At 50.9% G+C, this 6,357-nt stretch carries 14 protein-coding genes; all 14 read right to left on the bottom strand.

Annotated elements, in window-relative coordinates; translation table 11 throughout:
- Positions 1-30: 30 nt before the first annotated feature.
- On the bottom strand, positions 31-285 hold the full coding sequence (rpsQ, locus tag ACMGEE_RS21520; RefSeq protein WP_024966581.1) for a 30S ribosomal protein S17: 255 nt from the start codon (positions 283-285) through the stop codon (positions 31-33).
- Positions 285-476, bottom strand: a complete 192-nt coding sequence (rpmC, locus tag ACMGEE_RS21525; protein ID WP_024966580.1) for a 50S ribosomal protein L29 — start codon at positions 474-476, stop codon at positions 285-287. The genes rpsQ and rpmC overlap by 1 nt, the downstream gene beginning before the upstream one ends.
- Positions 476-886 (bottom strand): 50S ribosomal protein L16, encoded by a 411-nt coding sequence (gene rplP / locus ACMGEE_RS21530; protein ID WP_002438716.1) that lies wholly within the window; start codon positions 884-886, stop codon positions 476-478. The genes rpmC and rplP overlap by 1 nt, the downstream gene beginning before the upstream one ends.
- Positions 887-898: 12 nt before the next feature.
- A complete protein-coding gene (gene rpsC, locus ACMGEE_RS21535) occupies positions 899-1,597 on the bottom strand; it encodes a 30S ribosomal protein S3 (protein WP_002919766.1) in 699 nt (232 codons plus the stop codon).
- 17 nt (positions 1,598-1,614) lie between these two features.
- The gene (gene rplV, locus ACMGEE_RS21540; protein ID WP_000447532.1) at positions 1,615-1,947 is read right to left on the bottom strand and encodes a 50S ribosomal protein L22; all 333 of its coding nucleotides are present in this window, start codon (positions 1,945-1,947) and stop codon (positions 1,615-1,617) included.
- Between the two features lie 12 nt (positions 1,948-1,959).
- On the bottom strand, positions 1,960-2,238 hold the full coding sequence (gene rpsS, locus ACMGEE_RS21545) for a 30S ribosomal protein S19 (protein WP_013204132.1): 279 nt from the start codon (positions 2,236-2,238) through the stop codon (positions 1,960-1,962).
- A 16-nt stretch (positions 2,239-2,254) separates the two neighbouring features.
- Positions 2,255-3,076: a 50S ribosomal protein L2 gene (gene rplB, locus ACMGEE_RS21550; protein WP_125290981.1), complete on the bottom strand. Its 822-nt coding sequence runs from the start codon at positions 3,074-3,076 to the stop codon at positions 2,255-2,257.
- Positions 3,077-3,093: 17 nt separating this feature from the next.
- A complete protein-coding gene (rplW, locus tag ACMGEE_RS21555; protein WP_125290982.1) occupies positions 3,094-3,396 on the bottom strand; it encodes a 50S ribosomal protein L23 in 303 nt (100 codons plus the stop codon).
- On the bottom strand, positions 3,393-3,998 hold the full coding sequence (gene rplD / locus ACMGEE_RS21560; RefSeq protein WP_125290983.1) for a 50S ribosomal protein L4: 606 nt from the start codon (positions 3,996-3,998) through the stop codon (positions 3,393-3,395). The genes rplW and rplD overlap by 4 nt, the downstream gene beginning before the upstream one ends.
- 10 nt (positions 3,999-4,008) lie before the next feature.
- Positions 4,009-4,638, bottom strand: coding sequence for a 50S ribosomal protein L3 (gene rplC / locus ACMGEE_RS21565; RefSeq protein ID WP_301253465.1), 630 nt, complete (start codon positions 4,636-4,638; stop codon positions 4,009-4,011).
- Between the two features lie 32 nt (positions 4,639-4,670).
- Entirely contained in the window at positions 4,671-4,982 is a 312-nt protein-coding gene (rpsJ, locus tag ACMGEE_RS21570) for a 30S ribosomal protein S10 (RefSeq protein WP_001181005.1), read from the bottom strand.
- 329 nt (positions 4,983-5,311) lie between these two features.
- Positions 5,312-5,785 (bottom strand): bacterioferritin, encoded by a 474-nt coding sequence (gene bfr / locus ACMGEE_RS21575; protein ID WP_125290985.1) that lies wholly within the window; start codon positions 5,783-5,785, stop codon positions 5,312-5,314.
- 83 nt (positions 5,786-5,868) lie between these two features.
- Complete coding sequence (gene bfd, locus ACMGEE_RS21580) at positions 5,869-6,063, bottom strand: bacterioferritin-associated ferredoxin (RefSeq protein WP_125290986.1); 195 nt, start codon at positions 6,061-6,063, stop codon at positions 5,869-5,871.
- 171 nt (positions 6,064-6,234) lie between these two features.
- The coding region (locus ACMGEE_RS21585) for an EF-Tu C-terminal domain-related protein (protein ID WP_463357621.1) at positions 6,235-6,357 on the bottom strand (123 nt) is incomplete at its 5' end.

Below are 6,357 nucleotides of genomic sequence, written 5' to 3' on the forward strand. Positions count from 1 at the left end.
AAGCGGGGGTTTTTCAGAGAGAAGAAGTTCTTACAGAACCGCTTTCTCTACAACGCGAACCAGGGTCCAGGACTTAGTCTTGGACAGTGGACGGCATTCACGGATTTCAACCTTGTCGCCGATACCACATTCATTGTTCTCGTCATGTACGTGCAGTTTAGTCGTACGCTTAATGAACTTACCGTAGATAGGGTGTTTCACGAAACGTTCGATAGCTACAACAATGGATTTCTCCATTTTGTCGCTAGTCACACGACCTTGCAGAGTACGGATTTTATCGGTCATTACGCACCCGCCTTCTCAGTCAGTAAAGTCTTAACGCGTGCAACATCACGGCGAACATTTTTCAACAGATGAGTCTGTTGCAGTTGGCCAGATGCTGCCTGCATGCGCAGGTTAAACTGCTCACGCAGCAGGTTAAGCAGCTCAGTGTTCAGCTCTTCAACGCTTTTCTCACGCAGCTCAGTTGCTTTCATTACATCACCGTCTTAGTTACAAAGGTGGTTTTGATAGGCAGTTTTGCTGCTGCCAGCTTGAATGCTTCACGGGCCAGCTCTTCCGGAACACCGTCCATTTCATACAGGACTTTACCAGGCTGGATCAGGGCAACCCAATACTCAACGTTACCCTTACCTTTACCCATACGCACTTCCAGCGGCTTCTCGGTAATTGGTTTGTCCGGGAATACACGGATCCAAATTTTACCTTGACGCTTAACTGCACGGGTCATAGCACGACGTGCTGCTTCGATCTGACGAGCAGTCAGACGACCACGGCCAACAGCTTTCAGACCGAAAGTACCGAAGCTAACATCCGTACCCTGCGCCAGACCACGGTTGCGGCCTTTGTGCACTTTACGGAATTTTGTACGCTTTGGTTGTAACATCAGCGACTCTCCTTACTTACGGCCTTTACGCTGCTGCTTTTTAGGTTGAGCAGCCGGTTCCGGTTGTTCAACAGCAGCCATACCACCCAGGATCTCGCCTTTGAAGATCCATACCTTAACGCCGATTACACCGTAAGTGGTGTGCGCTTCAGAGGTGTTGTAGTCAATGTCAGCACGCAGGGTGTGCAACGGCACGCGGCCTTCACGGTACCATTCGGTACGCGCGATTTCAGCACCGCCCAGACGGCCACTAACTTCAACTTTGATCCCTTTAGCGCCCAGACGCATTGCGTTCTGTACAGCACGCTTCATCGCACGACGGAACATCACGCGACGCTCCAGCTGTGAAGTGATGCTGTCAGCAACCAGTTTAGCGTCCAGTTCCGGTTTACGGACTTCGGCGATATTGATCTGTGCAGGAACGCCAGCGATATCCGCTACGACCTTGCGCAGTTTTTCTACGTCTTCGCCTTTCTTACCGATCACGATGCCAGGACGAGCGGTGTGAATGGTCACACGGATGCTCTTAGCCGGACGCTCGATAACGATACGAGAAACGGACGCCTTAGCCAGTTCTTTAGTCAGGAACTGACGTACTTTAAAGTCGCTGTCCAGGTTGTCAGCGAATTCTTTGGTATTTGCGAACCAGGTAGAGTTCCAGGGTTTAACAATACCCAGGCGAATACCATTAGGATGTACTTTCTGACCCATTGCTAGTCTCCAGAGTCTCAGCGATCGGACACAACCACAGTAATGTGGCTGGTGCGCTTCAGGATGCGATCTGCACGACCTTTTGCACGCGGCATAATGCGCTTCATGCTTGGGCCTTCGTCTACGAAGATCTTCGTGACTTTCAGATCATCAATGTCAGCGCCATCGTTGTGTTCGGCGTTAGCAATGGCAGATTCCAGAACTTTCTTGACCAGTACAGCCGCTTTCTTATTGGTGTAGGTCAAAATGTCCAGAGCCTGCGACACTTTCTTACCGCGGACAAGATCTGCTACCAGGCGAACCTTCTGAGCAGAAGAACGAGCGTGGCGATGTTTAGCGATAGTTTCCATCTCTTCCTCCTGTTAGCGTTTCTTGGCTTTCTTATCAGCAGTGTGACCGCGATAAGTACGAGTCGGTGCAAATTCACCCAGTTTGTGACCGACCATTTCGTCGGAAACAAAGACAGGAACGTGCTGACGACCATTATGGACAGCGATGGTCAAACCGATCATGTTAGGGAAGATCGTTGAACGACGGGACCAGGTGCGCAAAGGCTTCTTGTCTCCGCTTTCCACCGCTTTCTCTACCTTCTTCAGCAAGTGCAGGTCAATAAAAGGACCTTTCTTGAGAGAACGTGGCATGGCTTATCCTCTAAAATTATTTGCTACGGCGACGTACGATAAATTTATCAGTACGCTTGTTGCTACGGGTCTTCTTACCTTTAGTCTGCAGGCCCCAAGGTGAAACAGGGTGCTTACCAAAGTTACGACCTTCACCACCACCGTGCGGGTGATCGACTGGGTTCATCGCAGTACCGCGAACGGTAGGACGAACACCACGCCAACGAGCTGCACCGGCTTTACCCAGAACGCGAAGCATGTGCTCAGCGTTGCCGACTTCGCCCAGGGTCGCGCGGCAGTCGGATTCGACTTTACGCATTTCACCAGAACGCAGACGCAGGGTAACGTAGGAACCTTCACGCGCAACGATCTGCACGTAAGCACCGGCTGAACGGGCAATCTGACCGCCTTTGCCTGGTTTCATTTCTACGTTGTGTACGGTGGAACCCACTGGGATGTTGCGCATCGGCAGGGTGTTACCCGCTTTAATCGCCGCATCAACGCCAGACTGAATCTGGTCGCCAGCTTTCAGGCCTTTAGGGGCCAGGATGTAACGGCGCTCGCCGTCTTTGTACAGAACCAGCGCGATGTTCGCGGAGCGGTTCGGATCGTACTCAAGACGTTCAACGGTAGCCGGGATACCATCTTTGTTGCGTTTGAAGTCAACAATACGGTAAGCCTGCTTGTGACCACCACCGATATGACGGGTAGTGATGCGACCATTGTTGTTACGGCCACCGGATTTGCTGTTTTTTTCTACCAGCGGGGCAAATGGTTTGCCCTTGTGCAGCTCCGCGTTTACCACTTTAACTACGTGGCGACGACCCGGAGATGTCGGTTTACATTTAACAACTGCCATTGTTCTTCTCCTCCGACTTACTCAGCGCCGCCGACGAAGTCCAGATTCTGGCCTTCTTTCAGGGTGACGTAAGCTTTTTTCCAGTCGTTACGACGGCCAATACGCTGTCCGGAACGCTTAACTTTCCCTTTCATGACCAGGGTGTTAACTTCCTTCACTTCCACTTCGAAAAGCTTCTGTACAGCGGCTTTGATTTCTGCTTTGGTCGCGTCTTTAGCAACTTTGAGAACGATGGTGTTGGTTTTTTCCATCGCAGCAGACGCTTTTTCAGATACGTGCGGCGAGCGCAGTACTTTCAGCAGACGTTCTTCACGGATCATGCCAGCATCTCCTCAACTTGCTTAACTGCATCAGCAGTCATAACGACTTTGTCGAAGGCGATCAGGCTAACTGGGTCGATACCCGCTGCATCACGTACGTCAACCTTGTACAGGTTGCGAGCGGCCAGGAACAGGTTCTCTTCCAGTTCGCCAGTGATGATCAGCACGTCTTCCAGCGCCATGTCTTTCAGTTTCTCTACCAGCAGCTTAGTTTTAGGCGCTTCCAGAGAGAACTGCTCGACAACGATCAGACGATCTTGACGTACCAGCTCGGACAGGATGCTTTTCAGCGCGCCGCGGTACATCTTTTTGTTAACTTTTTGACTGTGGTCCTGCGGCTTCGCAGCGAAGGTCACGCCACCGGAACGCCAGATTGGGCTCTTTGCAGAACCTGCACGCGCACGGCCGGTACCTTTCTGGCGCCACGGCTTTTTGCCGGAACCAGTTACTTCAGCACGGGTCTTCTGAGCACGGGTACCTTGACGGGCACCTGCTGCATAAGCAACAACAACCTGATGTACCAGCGCTTCGTTGAAATCACGACCGAAGGTAGTTTCGGAAACAGTCAGCGCGCTTTGCGCGTCTTTCAATACTAATTCCATTGCTATCCCCTTACGCCTTCACAGCTGGTTTAACAATCAGGTCGCTACCGGTTGCACCGGGAACTGCACCTTTAACCAGCAGCAGGTTGCGCTCAGCGTCAACACGTACTACGTCCAGGCTCTGAACGGTTACGCGCTCATTACCCAGCTGGCCTGCCATTTTCTTGCCTTTGAACACTTTGCCCGGAGTCTGGTTCTGACCGATAGAACCCGGAACGCGGTGAGACAAGGAGTTACCGTGAGTAGCATCCTGAGTACGGAAGTTCCAGCGCTTAACAGTACCGGCAAAACCTTTACCTTTAGATGTGCCAGTCACGTCAACTTTTTTCACGTCAGCGAAAATATCAACGTTAATGCTCTGGCCTACGGTGAACTCGTCGCCTTCAGCGGTACGGAATTCCCAAAGACCACGGCCAGCTTCTACGCCAGCTTTAGCAAAATGGCCTGCTTCAGGCTTGGTGACGCGGTTTGCTTTTTTAGCACCGGCAGTTACCTGGATAGCAGTGTAGCCGTCGTTTTCCAGGTTCTTAACCTGAGTCACGCGGTTTGCTTCAATTTCGATCACGGTTACTGGGATAGATACGCCGTCTTCAGTGAAGACGCGGGTCATGCCCACTTTTTTACCGACTAAACCAATCATTGTTTCAACCTCTCAATCGCTCAATGACCTGATTAACCCAGGCTGATCTGCACGTCAACACCTGCAGCCAGATCCAGACGCATCAGAGCATCAACCGTTTTTTCAGTTGGCTCAACGATGTCAACCAGACGCTTGTGAGTGCGAATTTCATACTGATCGCGCGCATCTTTGTTGACGTGCGGGGAGATCAGAACGGTAAAGCGCTCTTTGCGGGTCGGCAGAGGAATTGGACCACGAACCTGCGCACCAGTGCGCTTGGCAGTCTCAACGATTTCTGCGGTCGATTGATCGATCAGACGATGATCAAACGCTTTAAGACGGATACGGATTCTTTGGTTCTGCATGAGACCAGAGCTCCAATTATTTATAAACGAAAAAAATTACTACTCACACCCATTACGATTGATGGGGGAGTGTAATCGTCTGCACATAACTCCCCGATTGGGAGTATTGTCAGGGAGCTAATTGCTCGCCTGCGGTTCAGATTGAACCGGGCCGTCATTTCTGACAGGCCCGCGCATTATACGTACGTGGGCGGGCTTTGCAAGGTGTTTCTTGCCGTCATCGCTGCATGAAGGGGATAATGAAAGAGGGATAAGAGGACGGCAGAGACAAAAATGCCGCCGAAGTTACTGTTTCGGCGGCGTATATTTATTCAGCAACATGGGCCCTGCTATTCCACTTTTATTTGTGACTGGAGATAGTTCTGCACACCGATTTTCGCGATCAGCTCCAGCTCGGTTTCCAGAAAGTCGATATGGTGCTCTTCATCTTCCAGAATGACGATCATCATATCGCGGCTGACGTAGTCGTGAACCTTGTCGGCATAAGAGATAGCCTCGCGCAGATCTCTGGCCCCTTCCAGTTCCAGCGCCAAATCTGAACGCAGTATCTCCTCAACGTCTTCGCCAATGCGTAACCGCCCCAAATCCTGCAGGTTAGGCAGGCCTTCGAGAAAAAGAATGCGCTCTATATATTTATCCGCATGTTTCATCTCGTCGATCGACTCGTGATACTCAATATCGTTAAGGCGCATCAGTCCCCAGTTTTTGAACATCCGCGCGTGCAAAAAGTACTGGTTGATGGCAACCAGCTCATTTCCAAGCAGTTTGTTTAAATGACTTATGATTTTGGCATCGCCCTTCATCTTGCTTCCTCCGCTTCCGGTTATTCAGATCGTAGATGCACAATCCGGGAAGTCAAAAAAGCATGACAAATTGCAGGGGATTATCAGGCAATCTCTTTATACAGCGGCGCGTTCGGCAGCTCTTCATTCATGATGTCGTGCGCCAGGCGCAGGCATTTGCCGCACTGCTTGCCCACAGGGAGGAGCTTGCGCAGCTGCTGGATAGATTTGGGCTGGTAGCGGCGAACCACTTCACGAAGGGTTTTGTCGCTGATGGCGTTACACAGGCAGACGTACATAATTTTATTCCGGTACAAATAACGATCAAATTGTAAATGAGAATCGTTTTTATTTCAACCTGAACGCGGTTTCCTTTCTGACCCTGCGCTTTCTGAATAGCGCCCATAAAAAAAGAGCACCGAAGTGCTCTTTTTATCAGCAAGCAGAGCGAACTCTGCCGTTATCTACAATTAAGCGATAACTTTAGCAACAACGCCTGCGCCAACGGTACGGCCGCCTTCACGGATTGCGAAACGCAGACCGTCGTCCATTGCGATTGGGTGGATCAGGGTAACAACCATTTTGATGTTGTC

The sequence above is a fragment of the Erwinia artemisiae genome (genome assembly GCF_051400835.1).
In the GTDB taxonomy this organism is placed as follows: Bacteria; Pseudomonadota; Gammaproteobacteria; order Enterobacterales; family Enterobacteriaceae; genus Erwinia; species Erwinia aeris.